At 59.5% G+C, this 17,226-nt stretch carries 15 protein-coding genes, 5 pseudogenes and 1 other annotated feature; of the genes and pseudogenes, 16 read left to right on the forward strand and 4 right to left on the reverse strand.

Annotation, left to right across the window (positions count from 1 at the left end):
- Positions 1-275: 275 nt before the first annotated feature.
- Positions 276-1,498 (reverse strand): annotated as a pseudogene (locus tag C5J24_RS32690) (IS3 family transposase).
- Positions 1,101-1,217, reverse strand: a sequence feature (AL1L pseudoknot). It overlaps the preceding pseudogene by 117 nt.
- A 60-nt stretch (positions 1,499-1,558) precedes the next feature.
- On the opposite strand from C5J24_RS32690, the pseudogene C5J24_RS32415 reads away from it, so the two are divergent.
- A pseudogene (locus tag C5J24_RS32415) lies at positions 1,559-1,789 on the forward strand (VapC toxin family PIN domain ribonuclease); the annotation flags it as partial.
- A 120-nt stretch (positions 1,790-1,909) separates the two neighbouring features.
- Positions 1,910-2,275 carry a hypothetical protein gene (locus tag C5J24_RS31980; protein ID WP_172724055.1) on the forward strand — a complete coding sequence of 122 codons (366 nt, stop codon included), beginning with the start codon at positions 1,910-1,912 and terminating at the stop codon, positions 2,273-2,275.
- Between the two features lie 587 nt (positions 2,276-2,862).
- On the opposite strand, the pseudogene C5J24_RS32420 reads toward C5J24_RS31980, so the two are convergent.
- A pseudogene (locus C5J24_RS32420) lies at positions 2,863-3,156 on the reverse strand (hypothetical protein); the annotation flags it as partial.
- A gap of 3 nt (positions 3,157-3,159) precedes the next feature.
- On the opposite strand from C5J24_RS32420, the gene C5J24_RS31990 reads away from it, so the two are divergent.
- Positions 3,160-3,312 (forward strand): hypothetical protein, encoded by a 153-nt coding sequence (locus C5J24_RS31990; RefSeq protein ID WP_172724070.1) that lies wholly within the window; start codon positions 3,160-3,162, stop codon positions 3,310-3,312.
- A gap of 8 nt (positions 3,313-3,320) precedes the next feature.
- Positions 3,321-4,434: pseudogene (locus tag C5J24_RS20220) on the forward strand (mandelate racemase/muconate lactonizing enzyme family protein).
- Positions 4,435-4,521: 87 nt separating this feature from the next.
- Here C5J24_RS20220 and C5J24_RS20225 read toward each other — a convergent pair.
- Complete coding sequence (locus C5J24_RS20225; protein ID WP_105420395.1) at positions 4,522-5,958, reverse strand: DUF6880 family protein; 1,437 nt, start codon at positions 5,956-5,958, stop codon at positions 4,522-4,524.
- A gap of 455 nt (positions 5,959-6,413) precedes the next feature.
- On the opposite strand from C5J24_RS20225, the gene C5J24_RS20230 reads away from it, so the two are divergent.
- The 3 genes from C5J24_RS20230 to C5J24_RS20235 all read left to right on the forward strand — a co-directional run bounded on the left by C5J24_RS20230 (position 6,414) and on the right by C5J24_RS20235 (position 8,046).
- Entirely contained in the window at positions 6,414-6,905 is a 492-nt protein-coding gene (locus C5J24_RS20230; RefSeq protein ID WP_245437448.1) for a carboxylesterase family protein, read from the forward strand.
- Positions 6,906-7,175: 270 nt separating this feature from the next.
- On the forward strand, positions 7,176-7,460 hold the full coding sequence (locus C5J24_RS32425) for a LysR family transcriptional regulator (RefSeq protein WP_245437468.1): 285 nt from the start codon (positions 7,176-7,178) through the stop codon (positions 7,458-7,460).
- Complete coding sequence (locus C5J24_RS20235) at positions 7,408-8,046, forward strand: LysR substrate-binding domain-containing protein (protein ID WP_245437469.1); 639 nt, start codon at positions 7,408-7,410, stop codon at positions 8,044-8,046. The genes C5J24_RS32425 and C5J24_RS20235 overlap by 53 nt, the downstream gene beginning before the upstream one ends.
- A gap of 48 nt (positions 8,047-8,094) precedes the next feature.
- Here C5J24_RS20235 and C5J24_RS20240 read toward each other — a convergent pair whose 3' ends face one another.
- Positions 8,095-9,453, reverse strand: a complete 1,359-nt coding sequence (locus C5J24_RS20240) for an MmgE/PrpD family protein (protein ID WP_105420397.1) — start codon at positions 9,451-9,453, stop codon at positions 8,095-8,097.
- 69 nt (positions 9,454-9,522) lie between these two features.
- Between C5J24_RS20240 and C5J24_RS20245 the strand changes: the two are divergent.
- The 9 genes and pseudogenes from C5J24_RS20245 (at position 9,523) to C5J24_RS20285 (ending at position 17,125) form a co-directional block, all read left to right on the forward strand.
- Positions 9,523-10,460, forward strand: a pseudogene (locus C5J24_RS20245) (LysR family transcriptional regulator).
- 888 nt (positions 10,461-11,348) lie between these two features.
- Positions 11,349-12,143, forward strand: coding sequence for a molybdate ABC transporter substrate-binding protein (modA, locus tag C5J24_RS20250; RefSeq protein ID WP_105420399.1), 795 nt, complete (start codon positions 11,349-11,351; stop codon positions 12,141-12,143).
- 297 nt (positions 12,144-12,440) lie between these two features.
- Positions 12,441-12,671, forward strand: a complete 231-nt coding sequence (locus C5J24_RS20255) for a hypothetical protein (RefSeq protein WP_105420401.1) — start codon at positions 12,441-12,443, stop codon at positions 12,669-12,671.
- Between the two features lie 85 nt (positions 12,672-12,756).
- On the forward strand, positions 12,757-12,984 hold the full coding sequence (locus tag C5J24_RS20260; RefSeq protein WP_105420403.1) for a hypothetical protein: 228 nt from the start codon (positions 12,757-12,759) through the stop codon (positions 12,982-12,984).
- 214 nt (positions 12,985-13,198) lie between these two features.
- Positions 13,199-13,900 (forward strand): molybdate ABC transporter permease subunit, encoded by a 702-nt coding sequence (gene modB / locus C5J24_RS20265; protein ID WP_105420405.1) that lies wholly within the window; start codon positions 13,199-13,201, stop codon positions 13,898-13,900.
- Entirely contained in the window at positions 13,897-14,958 is a 1,062-nt protein-coding gene (gene modC, locus C5J24_RS20270; RefSeq protein WP_105420407.1) for a molybdenum ABC transporter ATP-binding protein, read from the forward strand. The genes modB and modC overlap by 4 nt, the downstream gene beginning before the upstream one ends.
- Before the next feature lie 42 nt (positions 14,959-15,000).
- On the forward strand, positions 15,001-15,291 hold the full coding sequence (locus C5J24_RS20275) for a type II toxin-antitoxin system RelE/ParE family toxin (RefSeq protein ID WP_105420409.1): 291 nt from the start codon (positions 15,001-15,003) through the stop codon (positions 15,289-15,291).
- A 2-nt stretch (positions 15,292-15,293) separates the two neighbouring features.
- Complete coding sequence (locus C5J24_RS20280; protein WP_105420584.1) at positions 15,294-15,590, forward strand: addiction module antidote protein; 297 nt, start codon at positions 15,294-15,296, stop codon at positions 15,588-15,590.
- Between the two features lie 188 nt (positions 15,591-15,778).
- A complete protein-coding gene (locus C5J24_RS20285; protein ID WP_105420411.1) occupies positions 15,779-17,125 on the forward strand; it encodes an extracellular solute-binding protein in 1,347 nt (448 codons plus the stop codon).
- The last annotated feature ends 101 nt before the right edge of the window (positions 17,126-17,226 follow it).

Genomic DNA, 17,226 nt, shown 5'->3' on the forward strand with positions numbered 1-17,226 from the left:
GGCCAGTGCCCAGGCCTATGTTCAAGCTATGCTGGCTTGACTGATCTGCGCTGGAGATCTGTTGGCGGCCGACTAAATCCCAAGTTGTTCCCACCCTCCTTCGCAACGAGCTGAAGATATCGGCCGAGACAGATGGCTAGCCTACAAGAAGGCGGCTATACAAAGATAAAGACGGCTCGTTCCGATGTTCGAAACGGGCAGGTGCATATAGCGCGGTATGGTGGTTTCCATCTCTCTGAACCGCACCGGGTTTGCCGGAGGCCATTTCGTTTAAGTTATGCGGCCATGGCTGGTTCGTCCAGCATGGCGTAGTACTGCTCTTCGGCTTCGGCTGGCGGTCCGATGGGCTCCAGAAGTCGTCGGTGGTTGAACCAGTCGACCCATTCAAGAGTGGCGAATTCCACTGTCTCGAAGCTCCTCCATGGTCCACGCCGATGTATGACCTCGGCCTTGTAGAGACCGTTGATTGTCTCGGCGAGGGCGTTGTCATAACTGTCGCCGACGCTTCCGACAGAAAGCTCTATGCCAGCTTCCGCCAAGCGCTCGGAATATCTAATCGACACGTATTGGGCAGATTCAACCGGTCGCCGCAACACTCTCGATCATATCCGATTTGAGCATCCCGTCGAAAGCCTCTGCAGGTGTGCGCCAACCCAGCGTCTTGCGGGGCCTGCTATTGAGAGTGTGCGCTGCAGCGCTGAGTTCATCAGGCCCTTGCTGGCTCAGATCTGTTCCTTTCGGAAAGTACTGGCGTAGCTGGCCGTTGGTGTTTTCGTTGCTGCCGCGTTGCCAGGGGCTTTGAACCGGCGGTTCACCCGGTCAAGCGGGCTCGGGGCCGTCTTGTCAGAGAATGTCGCGCGGATCGGCTTTCCGCGAATGATGCCCTGTAGGCTCATCGACCTCATAAGCCTGGCGACCGTGCAGCGGGCGACATCGAAGCCTTCACGCTTCAATTGCCGCCAGACCTTGCGAACGCCATAGACGCGGAAGTTCTGCTCGAAGACACGACGTATCTCGATCTTCAGACTGATATCGCTGTGGGCGGGGATCGACAGGCGATCCACATCCAAGCGCTTGGCGACGTTCTCGTAGTAAGTTGACGGGGCAATCGGCAATAGTCTGCAGATCGGCTCGACCCCGAAGACGCCTCGGTGTTCGTCGATGAACGAGATCATCGTTTGAAGGGGCGGTCGAGTTCCGCCATCGCGAAATAGCCAGACGCCTTGCGCAGAATCTCGTTGGCCTGACGAAGCTCACGGTTCTCCCGCTCAAGAGCCTTCATCTTCTCGACCACATCACTCGGCAAGCCTGCTCGTTTGCCGCTGTCGACCTCGGTCTTCTTCACCCATTCATGCAACGTGGCTGGCGAGCATCCGATCTTGGCCGCAATAGATGAAACGGCAGCCCACCGTGACGGATGTTCTGCTTCATGATCCAGGACCATGCGGATGGCACGCTCACGGACTTCAGGTGAAAACTTGTTCGTTGTCTTGCTCATGATGGCTCCACTTTCTCAGAAGTTGGAGCCTCCGGCAAACCCGGTGCGGTTCACTGCCATCCTTCAGGCAAACGGCAAACTGTCCTTTGCGATCGCCTGGGGGGCGACGTGCTTCCTCACTTCGCTCCCAATCTACTCGGAACTGATGGCGCGCGCTCGCGTGTCCGGGAAGGCAGTCGGATATATTGCAGCCACAGCAGCGGCGAATGGCCTCGCGGTCGCAATACGCAACGCAAGCCCCTTCGAGGCCGCCGGATGAAAGTGATCAATCCATGGTCCCAACAAAGGTGATATTTGGCTAAGTGTCCTTGACTCCGATTTCCACCGAGACCACCGAAGAGGAAGTGCCCGAAAATCGCTCGGAATTCCTACTCAGCGCCGCGGAGGATCCAGTGTTGGAAGAGACTTCGCGTGAGCGGCCGCTTCGCCGGAGTAGGGGAAATCCTCACCGAGCTGGCGGTCGCCGTCATAAACTTTGAAGGTCGGTCCCTCGAGCTCAACAATCCTATAACCGTTGACGAACTCGACCTTTGGCGTTTTCCATCCCATATCAGCTTCCTTCTCAGAATCTCTAAAGCCGCAGCACGCGCTCGCCGGCACACTACAGCATTCTTTGTCCCGGAATCACCAGGACGACTTGCATCCGCTCATGTTTATCAGGCGCTTGGTAAGCGGCACCATCATCGCGGCACGCCGATCCGATCAAAACGGTTTCGTTACGAAAAGCACGACGATCGTCGAAAGCCCGAGGAGCATTGCCGTTTCATCGCCCTATAGATGGAGCCAGCTTCGCATAGGTGCTCTTGTTCTAGTAGCCATTCCTGATGAAGCCGCTCAGTCGACAGATCGCCCGGCTTCATCCCTCCCTGAACTCGCCCTTTCCTGAACCGCCGGCCGTCCGGTCCGTTCAATGGGGATCGGTATCGTGTCTGCAACTCGTAAGTTATGACGTCCTCCATCTGCCAACCCTCCTCAGCAATCATTGAAGGGAGTGCGGGTCGGGGAAGAAGTCCAGCTGGTGTGCCTTCCTGTGTGAAAGCGAGACGCAATTAACCTTTCGGTAACGAAGCCGGAGCATGAGTCTGCGGCTCAATCGCTGAGAGGTTTTGTTATGCGTGTTTCCGGTGGTGCTGTGCTTTTGGTTATCCCGATTATTGCTGTGCTGCTGTTTGGCGCGTCGCTCGCTTGGGACCAACTCGACAAATTGGATCCCATCGTGACTGGCACTATCCAATAGATAGATAGTTATGCCGTCCTCAACCAACTCCCACGCTCGCTTTTGGGTGAAGAAGAACTTGGCGGTGGTGCCCGGTTGCCATTGCAATCATCGGCATGAGTCCCATCTTGGCAGGGAGGAGGACTATTTATGGTCCGCCTTCTCTGTCTTCTGCGATCAGGAGGCGGTAACACCAACCGAGCGCTTTGGGGCCATAACCTCTGCTGCCATCCGTCAACACGCGGGTATAAGGATACGCCACGGTTCCCGCGACCAGCTGCGCCCTGGTGGCAACTTCCACGAAGCCGCCGTTCTGCATGATGGCGACGCGATCGCAAAGATGCGCGACCGCGAGATCGTGGCTGACGAGGATATAGGTCAGTTTCTCCCGATCGCGCAGATCCTTTAATAAGTTGAGGATTTCCGCCTGAATGGATACGTCGGCATGCTCGGCACCGATGTCGGCCCGGTGCGCATTCCGGGCGTCGTCGCTCTCAACGAGGATGAGCGGCGGATCCTGCGCGGCATTGTCGACCGCGTCAAAACGAAGCGCTCGCCGCCTGACGGGAGAAAACTAAAGTGCGTATTACCGGAATAAAGACATAGATGCAGCGCATCGACGACCGTCCTCGCCTGTTGCTCAAGATCGAGACCAGCGAAGGCATTTCCGGCTGGAGCGAATGCTACAATCACGGCCCCGACTTGGCGCTTCCGCCGCTTCTCGACTACCTTTTCCACCAGATCGAGGGCGAGGTCCCGCGCCGCGTGGAATTCCCCGCCCTGAAGCCCACCCAGCAGTGCTGGTTTCCTCCCGGAGCGCTCGGCCTTGCCGCGATTTCTGCAATCGACCACGCGTTGTGGGATGTCGCCGGCAAGGCTGCGGGTCTGCCGGTCTACATGCTGCTGGGCGGCAATGTGCGTGACCGCGTCCGTGTCTATTGCGGCGTCTATACCGCACCCGATCCACAGGACGCGCTCGATCAGACGCTCAAGCTCCATGAAGACTACGGTTATACCGCGTTCAAGCTAGGCCCCTATCGCCGCGATCTTCACAACAGCCGCTGGGGGCGAACTGGCAAAGGAAACGGGCGACTATTTCGGCAAGATCCGTGAGATCACCCCTCCGCATTTCGAATTCGCCTTCGATGCGCATGCGAAGGTCTACGAATCCTACCAGGCCGTCCAGCTGGCTGCGACGATCGCGCCCTATGATCCGCTTTTCTACGAAGAACCAATACGACCTGAACATATTCCCGCTTGGGCGGAGCTGAAATCGAAGGTAACGGTGCCATTGGCGACCGGCGAATCTCTCTACAACCGCTTCGAATTCCTGTCGCTGCTGACCTCGCGCGGCGCCGACATCATCCAGCCCGACATTTGCGTCGTCGGTGGCGTCACCGAAATGCGCCGCATCGCGGCGGTTGCCGAAGCGCATTGCGTGACGATCGCGCCGCATAACCCAATGGGTCCGCTGGCAACAGCCGTGAACATCCATTTCTGCGCCGCCCAGCTGAACTTCAAGATCCTCGAGTTCAAGCCGCATGTGCACGCGCCCTGGGCGCTCGACCCGTATATGCCGGTGGATGGATATATGAACCAGCGCCCGGATCGCCCGGGCTGGGGTCTAGAGATCGACGAAAAAGTGCTGGCCACGGACGATTACATTCACTGGGAGCGGAAGATCACCTGCAAGCCGGACGGCTCGACCGCCTGTCCCTGAGAGCAGGGGCCTGGTCACGATAATAGCGCGCCGCGTTCCCGGCTGTTGAGGAGCAAATCCTCCTGACCGGCTGGACGACCACGCGAGTTACGGCATCAGGCTTCGGAAGCCACGCTTGTTGCCGTGTCGGGACGTCAGTGCCGTGACATAGGCATCATGGGAAGCGAAGCCCGCGAAATCCTCGATGTGAGAGGTAAGCGATGCACATCTGACAAGATGCCGCGCCGCGTGTTTGTAGCGGCTGGATCGTGCGTTCTCGAGCGTGAAGTCGATCATGGAGCGCAGCACGATTGTTGCCGCGAGCGGATGTTTCTCGGCCAGCGCTTCTGCCGCCGGCGTCATCAGGTCGTAGAGATCGCCATTGAGTTCTCCCTTTCGCTTCAGCACGAGCTTGGCCGCCTCGGCCAGTGCTGGCCAGTGCAGGAAAAACGCGAGTGCTCGATGCACCTCCGGAAATGCTTGGGCAAAAGCGAACGCCTTTTCCTCGGCCTCCATGTCATCGAAGTCCGGCAACCGGCGGATAAAGGCACGCAGGTGCACGTCGTTCAGTGACTGCTCAAACCACTTCCATCGATCCGCCTGCGCTTCGTCCGCGCCCCCCAAGGCTTCGAGTACCTCGACACGGGCGAGTTGCCACTCGATCGGAGCGTCGACACGGCTCCGGGTGTCGATCGCGTCCAGCGTTTCGAGTGCCTCGGCGGCGCGTCCTGCGGAAAGGAGCCGACGAGCGATGTCTGTCGCCACCAGGGGCGCCTTGCGGGTTTTTTCTGGCTGCTGGGCGATATACGCATCCACGTCGCCCTGGGCATCGGCGATTTCCTGCAAGGCAATGCGCACCGTCCGTTCCCGGTGATTTCCGTAGACTTGGACTTCGTGGATCGCTCCTTGGCTGCTCCAGCCGAGAACCTGACAGCCGCTTTGGACTACCTTGTCCTCAGGTTCCTTCGACCACTGCATGAGCAGGGCCTGTAGTCGTTCAAGGCCATCCTTGCCGAGCGCGGGCGCCATAGCCGCAATCAGCGGATCATACTGGCCATAGTCGTTGTTCTGCACCGCAGCGCAGATCTTGTCGGCAAGGGCGTCCTTCTCGACACCGGCCGACGTGGCGATCACACCGGCGTCCACGCATGTCTGGTGGAAGCTTTCGATGATCGAGCTGCTTTCGTTGGCGGACCTCTGAAAGATGGGATCGGCCAGCGCCAGGAGTTGCCAGGCGAGCTCCAGGGCTTCCTTCGGATCGTCGGGGGCAACGACATCGACGATCGTTTTGCGCTGCGTCTCCAGGTCTGCCGTAACTGCCTTCACCTTGCGCCAGTTTATGACGGTTCGCGAACGGGCAATGCTTGCGAACCGCTTGCGCACTTCGCGTGCAATCTCGGCACCGCTGTGATTACCGGCAAGCTCCATGCGAAGCCGTCGTTTGTTTGCGGCGCTGCCGGTGCTGATCTCGATGAGCAGTTCGGCCAGACGCGGCGCGCCGAGCGTTTCCAGATTTTTCGCGTTGAGTGTCGTCTTGGCTGCCATCGATTTCCGCTGTCGTTTGCATCCAACACTAGCCTTGCGGCCGGATGGCGCAAGGTAGCAATGGCGTGCCTTTAGATTTAGGCGTTTTCTGCTTGCTCGAGGCGGAATGACTGGGCGTGTGCCATGGAAAGAAGCTCTTGACGGATGCTGTCGGCATCATATCCCTTGTCAACAAGGAGACGACGGCCCCTGTTTACTGGCATTCCACGCGGCTTCGTTCGGCGTATCAAGGACAATGATCGTTGGTCGGTGACCAGTTACGGAGTCTTGGGTCATTTTAGTTCCCTTTGGCGCCTGCGCGTAGTTGAGCATCCTCATTCAAAAAATGGACCCCGTCGATGTTGGACCGATAGGGCTCAGGCACTGCCAGCGACTGTGGCTGAAGACCGAGCCGTGCATCTTCGGCATTGAAGGATAAAATGACCTGAGACATGAAATTCTTTTAGAAACCAACCTTGTTCCATTTGCCTTTGGGACTGACCGGCGTCGAGGTCGTCCGGCGATATCGTGAAGCTCTTCCGCAGCACACGGCACGCGGGATCTGGAGGGCCGTCGGCGGTGACCTGGTATTCCAGAACCCTGCCACCCGGTTCGCGCGCCTCCATGCCGCGCATCAGCCGGTCTATAAATATCTCTATGGTCCCGTCGAGCCGAACGAGCTTGGCGCGCCACACGGTGCGGAGGTCGGCGAGGTCTGGTATCGCCAGGGAATGGACGTCAGCCATCTGCCGACCCGCCAGTCCGTCAGGGATAGGACCTTCGCGACAGCGGTTCACGACGTCTGGGTCTCGTTTATTCGCGACGCGGCGCCTGAGACGCCGGCAGGCAGGTGGCCTCGTTATTCCGGCGCAAAGCCACAGGTCCTGCATATGGAGAAGGGCGTATTCCGCCTCTCGATCGATCCCTTCGACAGCCGAACGGCGCTTTGGGAAAGGCCGCCCGCCTAACCAGGCTTCCCTGGGGCGAGCCTGTCGCTTTATGGGCTTCGCTTCGATGATGGAGATTGCCGATCTTGTTCAATCCACCTCTAGCTTCCGCTGAGCAAATCGACCTATGGGTATTATCGGGCAATCCGAGCCGGTCTAAGAAGACATCTAGTCGGCTTGCAACAATTGCCAAGCTTTGCGGTCTTGCCGAATTCGGGATTTTGGATGCCCCCTGACTATCTGGATACGAAACAGCTCGAGGCGTTCGTTGCCGTGATCTCGATCGGCAGTATGACAGGAGCTGCCAAAGCGCTGGGCAAGTCGCAGCCGGTGATTACCCGGCTCATACAAGATCTGGAGCAGGAACTCGGATTTCCGATCCTGCATCGCAAACGGTCCGCGGATAGCGCCGACGGAGCATGGCGTGGCCTTCTTTGCGCAGGCGGAGCTGTTCTTGAGCGGATTGCGCACGATCAGCGAACGTGCCCGGTCGATCGCGACAGCGCGGGCGACGCCTATCGAGGTGGCGTCGATCCCGGCCATCGCCGCGAGCATTGTCCCGCTCGCCCTCAGTGACTTACCCGCGGACCAGTTTCCGGATCATGTCCACCTTCGAAGCACGTCGGCTGAAAATGTCGTGCAGGCGGTCGTGGCGCGAACTGCTGATATCGGCATCGCAAGCCTTCCGCTGGATAATCCGGGGGTGGATGTGCATTGGGTGGGCGAAGTCCCCTGTGTCGCCGTTGTCGCCGTAAACGATCCCCTGGCCGGTCTCGATCTGCTTTCCGCGGAAAACCTGAAGGGCCGCCGGCTGATCGCTTCCGCCAACCCCTATCGGCTGAGGATGAGGATCGACAAGGCACTTGCGGAACAGTCGATCGAAACGGGTGGAATTATCGACAGCAATGCGACTTATGTGTCGCTCGCGCTGGCTCGATCGGGACTTGGCGTGGCGATCGTTGAGTCCGTTACTCTGACGGGCCTTCCGATCAAGGATGTGGTGATCCTGCCGCTCGCCTTCCACATTCCGTTCTACTGGGGCGTCATCACGGCAACCGGCGTACCGCTGCCTGCGACTGTTGAGCGGCTGATCTCCTCGATCGAGCGCCGGGCAATGGACGTGCCGCATTTTCGCAGGCTTGAGGCAATACCACCCGTTTAGGAAGCTGACACTGATTTGGTGCTGAAACTTCGCCTTCAGATGCCTCGCTCAAGACGACGCCGCAAGCAAATTCAGGAGATTTGATACCGATGTCGACTGAGAGAGATCCAGGAGGTTGTCGTAGAGATCATCGGTCGCATGTCCGGAGCCCCAACGAGCGCAATCGAAGAATTTGCTTCGTCGCTGGCCGGCATCGAGGGGGGCCTCGATCGATCCCTTGGCGTGAAGCCGTTGGCTGGACAGGCCCGTACCGTCCCGCAGTGTCACAGTCAGCACATGCGGAAGACGATCATGACCGTACTCCTCGCCTGATGTGTAGGAATGCATCTCGATCCGCGACATCAGCGCAAGGACGTCTGCCTGTCGAAGGGCGGCGGGCGCGAAGTTCGACAGGCTGAGCGTGTCCTGCAGCATCGCCCTCGCAAGGCAATACGGCATCGAGAAGCGGGCCTGCATCTCGTTCTCGGGCCTAGGATAAGCAAGATTGCGGGCGGCTGAAATCCCGACTTTGACGTCGATACGATCGATCTCACCGGCACTCAGCCGATATTCTTGTTTCAGGTCGAAAAGTGCGTCGATTGCCCGATGCGTCGAGGCGCAGCAAGGATGGCGCTTGGTGACGAGACCGCGGGTTTCAATGATATGGGCTTCATCCAGCCGCCAGTCCGCCCAACCTTGGGCTTCACCGCCGCCAAAGAGATCCAAAAAACCCTGCGGGCGCTCAAGGATGTCGAGCCGGCCGCCGCTGCCTGACATTGCCAGCAAGGCGGCTTCGACTGCATTGCGCGCTGCAATTCCGGCATGCAGCGGTTTGGCCGGGGTGCCGAACTGGCCCTTGGGGCCGGATGCCATCGAGATGGCCAGGCTCATGGCCTGCGCCGTCTCCTCGATGTTGGCGCCGAGGAGGCGCGCGACGCCGGCGGTCGTTCCGATCGCGCCGACCGTGGAGGTACCATGCCAACCTCTGTTGTAATGGGAGGGATTGACCCCAAAACCGACCGCCGCCTGGGCCTCGAGCCCGGTGAGATAGGCTTCCAGAAACGGCTTGCCGCTGATCGGGCGCTGCGAATGTATGGTGGCGAGCAGGGCCGGCACCAGAACTGCGGACGCATGAGCCCGGCCGGGATGAAAATTATCATCGAAATCGAGAGCATGAGCCGCCGTGCCGTTCACAAGTGCCGCCACCGAGGGCGACGCGTATCCGCCTGTGACAAGCCATCTGGAACCGCCGCCCGATATCTCACTGCCGAAAGCCGCGGTAACCGCCGCTACGCTTGCATCCTTGGTGCCGGCGATCATGCATCCGAGCGTGTCGATAACCGCGTCGCGGGCGCGCTCCATGGCAAGAGATGAAAACTCCGTCCGCGCTGAAAGCTGTTGGGCGATATCGAATAGGATCGTGGTCATTGACGAATGTCTTTCGCTGCGCTTGGTACACGGGCAAAAGTGTTCGACTTCGACGAAGGCCGCAATCTTATGCGGTTTTCGAATAAGTCTATCGAAGGAAGGGGTTCTCCATGGTGAAGGCGGCGATCAGCCTGAAGCATATCGAGGCCTATGACGCGATCGCCGCCACCGGCTCGACGGTTGCCGCAGCATTGGAGCTCGGCATTTCGCAATCGAATGCAAGCCGGCTACTGCAGCAGCTGGAGGATTATCTCGGCGTTCGCCTGTTCGAGCGTGACAAGAACCGCCTGGCGCCGACGCGTGAAGGCCTGCAGCTCGGACCGGAAATCCGCGCCATCGCAGATCGCCTGCGTGTGCTTAAAACGGCGGCCATCGAATTGGAGAACGGTCGCTCCCGCGACATGCTGCTGAGGCTTGCTTTTCCGGCCAGTCTATCGTCGAACCGGATACCGAAAATGATCCGAGATTTTCTTGCCGCCAACGGCCCGATGCGGGTGGAACTGGCCTCCGGCAATTATCTGGCGCTTGAACGCATGGTTGCCGATGGTGAAGCCGATATCGGTTTCGCACGCCTGCCGCTGGCAACTCCCGGACTGCGGCAGGAAAAGCTGCTGCCGTCGCGAATTGTCTGCGTACTGCATCGCGATCATCCGCTCGCCGAGCGGTCATCGCTGACGATCGCCGAGCTGAAGGGCCACGATCTCATCGTCCTCAATCGCGAACGGCCCGTCCGCCACCAGCTTGAGGCGCTGTTCTATCAGCACGGCTTGCGGCAGCGGCCGTTGCTGGAGGCGCATTCCGTCGCAAGCGCCTGCGCACTGGCGGCCGAGGGTCTTGGCATTGCGCTGGTCAGTGAACTGATCGCCCGCGAATACGCGGCGCTGCCCTTGCGGTTCGTCGCGCTTGAACCGGATCTGCCGGTCACATATTGCCTGCTCAGCGGCGAAAAATATCCGCTGTCACGGGCCGCCGGCCTGTTCCTGCAGAGCATTGCCGGCTGGTCATGAGCGAAATGTTTTCACCCGGGGCGTTGCCAACAAATAGTAGGCTGTAGAGTTGCAGCAGGATTTGACCAATTTTCCCAGTTTGCGTTGACCCACGAAATGCAGCGTATCGGATTGATGGCAAACATGTTTCAAAAGGTCTGAGTGGATCTCGGCGAAATGAAAAAATGGCTCAAATTTACGCGATAATTAACATATCACGGCACCGCTTCCTTTTGAGGCACCCGTTACCACAGCAATACGATGCAGCAACAGATCGATGGACGCATGTGCGTCAATGCACATTAACGCGTCCGCTCATCTCGAAAATATCCCCCCGTGGATTTGACCACATTGTCGGACAGGATTGATCTTGTCTGCCACCAACTGCCGTTCATTATGGACCGCTCCTCGTAAATACTCGCTTGGGTCCGTACTTGGAGTTCTTGCGCGTCGTTTGGTAGAACGTTCAAAATAGAGAAAGTAGCTTTCTACGAGTCCGCGTTCGCCGGGGCTTAGTCGAGGCCTTGCGCGCTCGACGACCCGCATGGATGGACACCGATTGGCCTGTTTCAAGGGCGGCTGAAACCGGCGTCGGCGCAAGGGGTGTGCGAAGCATCCCGACAGATTGCGCTCCGGCCTTATCGGGCGCGCCTTGCATGCACAATCGCGAGGCTCACGCAGAGATCGGTAACCCGGCGCGACGCCCCTTAGCCAATCCCTAGAAGATATCAGCCGGGATCGGAACACGGGCCACTTTCGATATGAACACCTGCTCGCTGGAGCAATCCTCACCGACGATGAGCCTGCGCCGCCAACCGATCAAGATATCTTGCGGGATATAAAGCTAGTCAAAACCTCGCCAGCGAGATATCCAAAGGAATATCTCGCTTAAGGATCGGAGAGGAAATCATGAACGTTTATCGGCATTCCTGGATCAGGCTCGCGGTGAGGTCGGTGGCAGCCGCCCTCGTGTCGATCGCCTCGTTTGCCGCTCCCGCCGCAGCGCAGGAAAAAGTCACCGTCTTTGCAGCAGCCAGCATGAAGAACGCGCTCGACAACGCTAATAAGGCATGGGCGACCCAAGGAGGCGGGCAAGTCACCGTTTCCTACGCCGCAAGTTCGGCGCTCGCCAAGCAGATCGAAAGCGGCGCGCCAGCGGATATCTTCATTTCGGCCGATCTCGACTGGATGAAATATCTCTCCGACAAAAAGCTCGTGAGGGAAGACGCCAGGTTCAACTGGCTCGGCAACCGGATCGTGCTGGTCGCCGCCAAGGACGCCGCCAAGCCGGTCGACATCAGGCCGGGCTTCGATCTCGCGGGCCTGCTCAAAGGCGGCAGGCTCGCCATGGGTGAGCCGAACGCGGTTCCGGCCGGCAAATACGCCAAGGCCTCGCTCGAAAAGCTTGGCCTCTGGTCGTCGGTCGAAAAGAGCGTCGCAAGCGCCGAAAGTGTGCGCGCAGCACTCGCGTTCGTCTCGCGCGGCGAAGCGCCTTACGGCATCGTCTACCAGACGGATGCGGCCGCCGATCCGGGTGTCGCCATCGTCGGCACGTTGCCGGCCGACACCCACCCGGCGATCATTTATCCGATCGCCATCCTGTCGGAATCGAAGTCCAAGGATGCGCCCGCCTATCTCGACTATCTGAAGTCGGCCAAGGCAGCGCCATTCTTCGAAAAGGAAGGTTTTACGGTTCTGAAATAGCCGCAAGCACCTCGGTAAACACTCATCGAAACGGCCCCTTTCGGGGCTGTTTTTCGTTTCCGACCGAACCGTTCTCAAGAGCGAGCCTCTCCGCCCAGCGCTGTCCGAATCTCGATTTCAACCGGTCTCACGCGATCGTTTGTTCTCGAATCCCGAACATTCCGTTTGGAAATCATGCCCTAGCGACCTCGATTGGGTTTCCCCATCTCCATGACCGGAAGCAGACAACGCTTCCAAATACCACCGAGCGGATGCCGGCTCCCAAACGGCTCCGTTTAGCAACTGAGGAATACGATAATGAAGACAGTACTTTCCAGTTTCGCCGCAGCCATGATCGCTTCGGCTTCCTTCGCCGGCGTCGCCCTTGCAGAAGGCGATTATTATCAGGGTGCGACCAAGGGACAGGCAACGGTGCAGACCAACGACAAGGTCGACAATGTCAGGACCGGCAGCATCGATCAGGTTCGCGCCAACGACAATCGCGGCGACCAGCCGATCTTCAAGCATGAAAGCCGCGACAATCGCTAGCCGCAGCTCATTCAAGATACCGAACATCGTCCGGCAGGCAGGTCGCAAACTCAAGCCCCGGACGAACTCTGAAAGGACTAGGACAATGAAGACTTCCATCTCCGCTATCGCCGCCATGATCGCTGCCGCTTCCTTCGGAGGCTCGGCTCTCGCCGACGGCGACTATTTTGAAGGCACCTCGAAGACGCATGCTTCCGCCCGGGTCAACGGCGGCAATGTGGACGACGTCCGCACCGGCAGCATCCAGATCCGCGACACCGATCGCCAGGAAAGCCAGTCGATCTTCGGCAACACGAGCCGCGACAACCGCTAAGCCGTCGCGCATGAGAACCAAGGCTCCAAGGGCCTTCGTTCAGTAGACCATCTTGTGAATGCGATGGTGCAGGGAGAGCAGCGGCAGACCCGGCGCTCTCCCACCGCCTTTTTCAGAACCCTCCAATAACTTTCCCGCCAGGATCTAGCCATCAGACCCGTCTCGATATATCCAATGCGATATATTGCATCGCGGCTATGGATGGGATCGGCGTTTGGACTGGCTGGCATTGAGCGATGAGGAATGGACCGCGATCAGGCTCAGCCTGAAGGTTTCCGCCGTCGCCATGATCGTCAGCCTGCCGTTCGGTCTTCTCGTCGCCTACCTGCTTGCCCGCGGAAGATTCTGGGGCAAGTCGATCCTGAACGGCGTCGTCCACCTGCCGCTTATCCTGCCACCGGTCGTCACCGGCTTTCTGCTGCTGATATTGTTCGGGCGACGCGGGGTCATCGGTGCCTTTCTCAACGAATATCTCGGCATCGTCCTCTCCTTCCGCTGGACGGGTGCAGCACTTGCCTGCGGCGTCATGGGCTTTCCGCTGATGGTACGGTCCATCCGGCTGTCGATCGAATCCGTCGACCGCAAGCTGGAAGAGGCGGCCGGCACGCTCGGCGCCGGACCCACCTGGGTTTTCATCACCGTGACGCTGCCGCTCATCCTGCCAGGCGTGATCGCTGGCATGATCCTCGCATTTGCCAAGGCGATGGGCGAGTTCGGCGCGACGATCACCTTCGTCTCCAATATTCCCGGTGAAACCCAGACCCTTTCGGCAGCCATCTACACGTTTACGCAGGTGCCGGGCGGCGATGCCGGGGCGATGCGGCTGACGCTGGTCGCGATCGCCATCTCGTTTGCAGCGCTTCTCGCCTCGGAGTTCCTGGCCTATCTGGTCGGCAAGAGGGTTGATATCGAATGACCCTCGTCGTTATGGCACGGCAGACTCTGGGAGAGTTTGTCCTCGACGCGGGCTTCACCTCGGATGGCGGCGTGACCGCACTGTTCGGGTCTTCGGGCTCCGGCAAGACGTCGCTGGTGCGGGTGATCGCGGGGCTGTCGAAGCCGGATCACGGGCGGCTGGTGGTTGATGGCGAAACGCTGTTCGACACCGAAAGCGGCATTTTCGTGCCAAAGCACAAACGACGTTTCGGCTACGTCTTCCAGGAAAGCCGGCTTTTCCCGCACCTCTCGGTGCGTCAGAACCTTGCCTATGGCCGCTGGTTCGCACCCAAGACCACGCAGCCGGAAGATTTCGATCGGATTGTCGAACTGCTGGGCATCGGCCTGTTGCTGGAGCGGCGGCCGGGGAAGCTTTCAGGCGGCGAAAAACAGCGCGTCGCGATCGGCCGGGCGTTGCTCTCCGCTCCGCGTCTCCTTCTGATGGATGAGCCGCTCGCCGCGCTCGACGACCTGCGCAAGGCCGAGATCCTGCCTTATCTCGAGCGCCTGCGCGACGAAACCTCGACACCGATCGTCTATGTCAGCCATTCGGTCTCGGAGGTGGCGCGGCTTGCCGACAAGGTGGTGATAATGAAGGAGGGCCGGGTCGAGGCCGTCGGCACGCCGTCGGAAGTCCTCTCTATGCCTTCGGCGGATCGCCGCGATGCCGGCGCGGTGCTGACCGGCACGGTCGAGACGATCGATATCCCGCACCGGCTGGCGACGATCCGGCTGTCGCAGGCGCAGATCGTGGTGCCCAACGCGCATGCCGAAGAAGGTCGGAGCGTCCGCGTGCATATCCCCGAACGGGACGTCATGGTCGCCACCCGGCGGCCGGAAGGACTGAGCGCCCTCAACATCCTTGACGGCATGATCGCCGCGATCGAGCCGGACGGGGACGGCATGGCCCGCATCCACATTCGCTGCGGCGGAGATACCGTGCTCGCCCGCATCACCGCACTTTCCGTCGAACGGCTCGACCTGAAGCTGGAAAAGCCGGTTTTTGCCGTGATAAAGACAGTGGCGCTGGAACGGTAGGCGGGCATTGATCTTACGTCGACTGTGAACTATAGATTACATATGATCGAAATTCGCAAGACGGCAACCTTTTCAAAATGGTTCAGCGAACTTCGGGACCATAACGCCCGAATGCGAATAGTTACGCGCATTCGCCGCATGGAAATTGGCAATCTTGGCGATGTGAAGCCAGTCGGCGAAGGCGTCAGCGAGGCGCGTATTACCTACGGTCCTGGCTACCGGCTCTATTTCATCCAACAGGGCCAGGAAATCATCATCTTGCTCTGTGGCGGAGACAAGAGCACCCAAAGCAGGGACATCGCTTCGGCAAAACAGATGGCGAAGGAGATATGACAGTGCCTATTGAAACGACGAAATGGGACGTTCAGGACTACCTGAAGACGCCCGAAGCGCGCGTTGCTTATCTCGAAGCAGCTTTCGAGGACGGGGATCCGAAACTTATCTCGATCGCCCTTGGCGATGTTGCCCGCTCCATGGGCATGACCAATGTCGCCAAGGAAGCGGGCATTACCCGCGAGGCGCTCTACAAGGCGCTGAGCGATAAGGGAGATCCGAAGCTCTCCACGTTGCTCGGTGTCTTGAAGGCCCTCGGACTCCGAGTCACGGTGGTTTCCACCAACGAAGCCGCATAGGCTCCGGCCTCAGCAGACGGCAGAACGATTCTTCGAAGAAATTTTGCACACGCGTACATTTTGTCATCCGGGTGTTAAGGAGCCCCGCTAGACCGCTTCCTGTTGATGATCTTCAGCGCTTCCGCAGCCTCGGCCGACAGGTCTTTCAGGGTTCGGAACAAGGCATTTCGCTCTTCGGGGAGTAAACCATGACTGTTCTTCCGATACTCAAGTCCGCCACGCTCGCGGCCGTTCTCCTGGCCTCGACCGCTGTCTTCGCGTCCGCCAAGGATGTCACCATTTCCGTCTGGTCCGGCGGTTCCGGGCCGAACGACAACTACCGCACCGATGCATTCGATATCGCAGCCGATATTCTCGAGCGTGAAGCCGCCATCCGCGGCCAGCAGCTCAACATCATCGTCCAGAAGACGCCCTATTCCGGCTGGGAAGACTTCAAGCAGGCCCTGACGCTGGCCGCCGAAGCCAAGAAGGCTCCGAACATCGTCGCCACCGGCCATGAAGACATCGGCCCATGGGCGCAGGCCGGCCTCATCGTTCCGGTCGAGAAGTTCATCGACCTCGACAGCTGGCCGATCAGCGACATCTATCCGAACCTGATGGAGATCACCTCCTTCAATGGTAGCGTCTACGGCATCCCGCAGGACGCCGAATCCCGCCCGTTCTTCTTCTGGAAGCCTTACATGAAGGCGATCGGCTATTCGGATGCCGATATCGAGGCCCTGCCGGCCAAGGTCGAAAAGGGCGAATATACGCTCAAGAACGTGCTCGAAGACGCCAAGAAGATGCAGGACAAGGGCCTCGTCCAGGCTGGCTACGGCTTTTATCCGCGCACCAATAACGGCCCGGACTACTGGCAGTTCTACACGTCCTTCGGCGGCGTGATGGAAGAGGAAGGCAAGCTCGTCTTCGACAAGGCCGCGATGAAGCGCACCTACCAGTATTTCGCCGATCTCGTGAAGGCCGGCGTCACCAAGAAGAACCATGTCGGCATGCCGGGCGACCAGTGGTGGAAGGAAGTTGCCACCGGCAAGGCCGGCATCTGGCACGGCGGCACCTGGCATTATGCCCGCCTCGTCAACCAGGAAGGCCTGAAGGACTTCTTCACCAACGTCCAGTTCACGCTGGTACCGGGCGGCGAGGGCGGCAAGGCCAACACGCTGACCCATCCGCTCGCTTACCTGCTGATGGCCGGCCATACCGAAGAAGAAAGCCAGATCGCTGCCGACCTGATCAAGATCGCCTCCGAGCCGCGCATCAATGCGCTGCATGCGATCAAGTCCGCCCATCTCGGCATCTCGCCTTCCGAAACCAAGGTCGACCTATATGCGGCCGATCGCTGGGCTTCGGAAGCCACCGAACGCCTTCTGCCGCATGCCAACGCCATGCCGAACAATGCCGATTTCGGCAAGTACTGGACGATCATGTGGAAGAACTTCGAAGCCTCCTGGACGGGCGCCAAGACCGCCGATGCCGCGGTCAACGATGCCGAAGCCGAGCTGAAGTCGACACTCGGCGCGGCGATCATCATCCGCTGATGCCAGGCGACTTATCCTGCTCGGACAGGGCGGGATAAATCGTGGACTGTCCGGGCGAAACTCCTCGCCCCGAACTGTGGGCGGCGATCACTCCGCCGCCC

The sequence above is a fragment of the Neorhizobium sp. T25_27 genome (assembly GCF_002968565.1).
Lineage (GTDB): Bacteria > Pseudomonadota > Alphaproteobacteria > Rhizobiales > Rhizobiaceae > Neorhizobium > Neorhizobium tomejilense.

Excerpts from the sequence above, each read along its gene's own strand:
- C5J24_RS31990 (WP_172724070.1), top strand. The coding sequence starts at position 3,160 with ATGCTCGGCACCGATGTCGGCCCGGTGCGCATTCCGGGCGTCGTCGCT.
- C5J24_RS20225 (WP_105420395.1), bottom strand. The coding sequence starts at position 5,958 with ATGGCAGCCAAGACGACACTCAACGCGAAAAATCTGGAAACGCTCGGC.
- C5J24_RS32425 (WP_245437468.1), top strand. The coding sequence starts at position 7,176 with ATGACAGGAGCTGCCAAAGCGCTGGGCAAGTCGCAGCCGGTGATTACC.
- C5J24_RS20240 (WP_105420397.1), bottom strand. The coding sequence starts at position 9,453 with ATGACCACGATCCTATTCGATATCGCCCAACAGCTTTCAGCGCGGACG.
- modA (WP_105420399.1), top strand. The coding sequence starts at position 11,349 with ATGAACGTTTATCGGCATTCCTGGATCAGGCTCGCGGTGAGGTCGGTG.
- C5J24_RS20255 (WP_105420401.1), top strand. The coding sequence starts at position 12,441 with ATGAAGACAGTACTTTCCAGTTTCGCCGCAGCCATGATCGCTTCGGCT.
- C5J24_RS20260 (WP_105420403.1), top strand. The coding sequence starts at position 12,757 with ATGAAGACTTCCATCTCCGCTATCGCCGCCATGATCGCTGCCGCTTCC.
- modC (WP_105420407.1), top strand. The coding sequence starts at position 13,897 with ATGACCCTCGTCGTTATGGCACGGCAGACTCTGGGAGAGTTTGTCCTC.
- C5J24_RS20275 (WP_105420409.1), top strand. The coding sequence starts at position 15,001 with ATGATCGAAATTCGCAAGACGGCAACCTTTTCAAAATGGTTCAGCGAA.
- C5J24_RS20285 (WP_105420411.1), top strand. The coding sequence starts at position 15,779 with ATGACTGTTCTTCCGATACTCAAGTCCGCCACGCTCGCGGCCGTTCTC.